Raw genomic sequence first — 2,629 nt, 5'->3', positions numbered from 1 at the left:
TCCCGGCACCGGGCACCGGCAGGTCACCGGCACCGGCGGGCACGGCGCCGAAGGTGACGGTGGGCTGCTCAGCCATCGGCCTGCTCCCGGTACCAGGCGGGCTGCTCGGCCGGGTCGCCGCACAGCGCCGGCAGCGCCTCGCGCAGGTTGGGGCAGCACCCCGGCGCGCACTGCGAGGGCATGGCCGGCGAGGGCGGCCACTGGCGGTGCTCCACCGCCTCGCCGCGGGTCTCGGCGGCCCGCTCCAGCAGCAGGTCCACCAGCCCGGAGACGAACTGCCGGTCGGTGCCCACGGTGGGCACGCGCACCATCGACAGGCCGTGCTCGGCGGCGGTGGCAGTGGCCTCCACGTCGAGGTCGTAGACCACCTCCATGTGGTCGCTCACGAACCCGATGGGGGCCACCGCCACCGCGGTGAAGCCCTCGCCGGCGAGCGCCTCCAGGTGGTCGTTGACGTCCGGCTCCAGCCACGGGTGGTGCGGGGCGCCGGAGCGCGAGCAGTACACGAGGTCGGTGCGCAGCACGGCGCCGAAGGTGGCCTCCAGCTCGTCCTCGATCGCGCCGGTGAGCTGCTCGTGCTGGCGCTGGTACACCTCGCCGTCGCTGTCGCCCGGGCCGGAGGTCTCGTCCATGGCCACCGGGATGGAGTGGGTCACCATCACCACGGCCACCTGCTCGGGGCGGTGCTCGGCGAGCAGGCCTCGGACGGCCTCGGTCACCAGGTGGGCGTTGGTGGCCGAGAAGCCCGGGGCGTGGGCGTAGGGGCGCACCTTGTCGATGCGCACCGGCGCTCCCCCGGCGTCGTGGTGGTCGACCACGGCCTGCGCGAGGTTCTCCCGGTACTGCCGGCAGCTGGAGTAGCTGGAGTAAGCGCTGGTGGTCAGCGCCAGCAGGCGGCGGTGGCCCGCGGCCGAGGCCTCGGCCACGACGTCGGACAGGAAGGGCGCGCTGTTGCGGTTGCCCCAGAGCACCGGCACCTCCACCTCGCGGCGGGCGAGCTCGGCCTCGAGGGCGGCCAGCAGGGCGCGGTTCTGGTCGTTGATGGGGCTGCGTCCGCCGAAGTGGTGGTAGTGCGCACCCACCTCCTCGAGGCGCTCGTCGGGGATGCCGCGGCCGGCGGTCACGCGGCGCAGGAAGGGCAGCACCTCCTCGGGGGCCTCCGGGCCACCGAAGCTGGTGAGCAGCACCGCGTCGTACGGCGCGAGGGGCGAGTCGGTCATCGGGCGTCTCCTGTCGTCAGGGCCTGGGGCAGGTGCCAGTCGAACACGATGCTGGCGATGCGGATTCCGAACACGACCCCGATGATGGGCCACACGGTCTGCGGGGACACCAGGCCGTGCTCGTGGGTCAGCGCCGTGAGCGTGGCGCCCAGCAGCGCGGGCAGGGCGTAGAGCTCGCGGCGCAGCAGCTCGGGCACCTGGCCGGCCACCACGTCGCGCAGCACCCCGCCGCCCACCGCCGAGACGGTGCCAACGATGACGGCGGTCACCGGGCCCACCTCCGCGCGCGTGGCCACGAGCGTCCCCGAGACGCAGAAGAAGGCCAGCCCCAGGGCGTCGAGCAGCCGGATGGGGCGCTGCACCCGGTGCATGCCGGTGTGCAGGGCGAAGGTGACCAGGCCGCCGAGCACGGCGGCGGTGATCATGCGCCAGTCCGAGACCCCCATCGGCGGGACGGCCCCGATGAGGACGTCGCGGATGGCGCCGCCCCCGAGCCCGGTGAGCCAGGCGAGCACGAGCACGCCCACGAGGTCGAGGCCGCGCCGCACCGCCACCAGCGCGCCGGAGACCGCGAACGCGAAGACCCCCACGAGGTCCAGCGCGAGCGCGAGGGCCGGTTCGAAGGGGGTCACCGCGTCATCCTAGGGGTGCGGCGTGGTACCCGACGCGACGCCCGGGCCCGTGGCATGGTGCGATGGAGCCCCGCCGCACGTCGTGGCCGCGGGACACCGACGAGAGCCCACCGCCGCAGGTGGCGGGACCGATGCGAGGAGTTGCCGATGGACGAGCTCACCTTCCTCGGGGTCGATGACTCCGGGGACCACCTGCTGCTGCAGGACGCCGCGGGCACCCGGTACACGGTGGCCGTCACCCCGGCGCTCACCACCGCCCTGCGCCGCCGTCCCGAGCACGCCGTGTCGGCCGCCCCGGAGGTGGCCGTGACGCCGCGCGAGGTGCAGGCCATGATCCGCGCCGGTGCGAGCACCGAGGAGGTGGCCGAGGCCTCCGGGTGGAGCACGGACAAGATCGGCCGCTACGAGGCGCCCATCCTCGCCGAGCGCGGCCACGTGGCGGGTCTGGCCCGGGGGGCCTTCCTGCCCTCCTTCGGGCGGGGTTCCTCCCCCACCCTGGAGAAGCGCGTCAAGGAGCGTCTGGTGATGCGCGGCCTGCGCCCGGACGACGCGTGGTGGGACGCCTGGCGCCAGGACGGCACCCCGTGGGCCGTGAGCCTGTCCTTCGAGGCCGGCGGGCGCACCCGCACCGCGGTGTGGCACTTCGACCCCATGACCTCGGCCCTGACCCCGCAGGACGACGAGGCCCGGTGGCTGAGCACCGCCGAGGAGGACGGCTTCGAGGACGACGCCCCGGCCGCGGCCCAGGAGGCCCCGGCCGCGCCGGGCGCCGGGCAC

At 75.0% G+C, this 2,629-nt stretch carries 3 protein-coding genes; 1 reads left to right on the top strand and 2 read right to left on the bottom strand.

Translation table 11 applies throughout. The features are described from left to right. Window positions 1-68: 68 nt before the first annotated feature. Together HMPREF3099_RS06305 and HMPREF3099_RS06300 are read right to left on the bottom strand one after the other, a co-directional pair. Window positions 69-1,220, bottom strand: coding sequence for a ferrochelatase (locus HMPREF3099_RS06305; RefSeq protein ID WP_070705211.1), 1,152 nt, complete (start codon window positions 1,218-1,220; stop codon window positions 69-71). Beyond that, window positions 1,217-1,852 (bottom strand): trimeric intracellular cation channel family protein, encoded by a 636-nt coding sequence (locus HMPREF3099_RS06300; RefSeq protein WP_070705210.1) that lies wholly within the window; start codon window positions 1,850-1,852, stop codon window positions 1,217-1,219. Before HMPREF3099_RS06300 ends, HMPREF3099_RS06305 begins: the two co-directional genes overlap by 4 nt. A gap of 147 nt (window positions 1,853-1,999) precedes the next feature. Here HMPREF3099_RS06300 and sepH point away from each other — a divergent pair. Next, window positions 2,000-2,629, top strand: a 630-nt coding sequence (gene sepH, locus HMPREF3099_RS06295) for a septation protein SepH (RefSeq protein ID WP_168168463.1), incomplete at its 3' end; no start/stop codon positions are given.

The organism is Kytococcus sp. HMSC28H12, from assembly GCF_001816045.1.
Classification (GTDB): domain Bacteria; phylum Actinomycetota; class Actinomycetes; order Actinomycetales; family Dermatophilaceae; genus Kytococcus; species Kytococcus schroeteri.
The sequence above is the reverse complement of the archived record's forward strand: the minus strand, read 5'-3'. Positions and strand labels throughout refer to the sequence as shown.

Coding starts and splice junctions, on each gene's coding strand:
- HMPREF3099_RS06305 (WP_070705211.1), bottom strand. CDS start 1,220: ATGACCGACTCGCCCCTCGCGCCGTACGACGCGGTGCTGCTCACCAGC.